Source organism: Neglectibacter sp. X4 (assembly GCF_009917365.1).
In the GTDB taxonomy this organism is placed as follows: Bacteria; Bacillota; Clostridia; order Oscillospirales; family Acutalibacteraceae; genus Acutalibacter.
In genome coordinates this window covers 1-270 of the sequence record NZ_QWLE01000319.1, presented here as the reverse complement: position 1 = coordinate 270, position 270 = coordinate 1, and the positions used below count along the sequence as shown (strand labels likewise).

Sequence of the window (270 nt, the reverse complement as noted above, 5' to 3'; positions counted from 1 at the left end):
GGGGCTTAGGGCGAAACGTGGAGCAATGCAGCACTTTGCCAGCAGCGCACTGCAAATAAAAAACGGCGGCAATCCGTTATGATACCGTTGCCGCCTTTCTCTCTTCAATGTACAAATCGATGTCTCTGATAATATAATTTTCTCCTGTGGTGTGCAGCGCCTCAAAGCAGGAATAGATGTAATTCCAGACCTTGTATCGGCTGAATAACTCGGCCACCTGCGCGCCGGTCAGATTTTTTGCCGACTTATACTGCTCCGTGCAGTAAATCA

The 270-nt window shown here is 48.5% G+C and carries 1 protein-coding gene; it reads right to left on the bottom strand.

All coding sequences use genetic code 11. The features are described 5' to 3' along the window. Nucleotides 1-76: 76 nt before the first annotated feature. Nucleotides 77-270 (bottom strand): DUF3791 domain-containing protein (locus D1841_RS18365; RefSeq protein WP_166554398.1); only part of this gene is annotated, 194 nt, incomplete at its 5' end.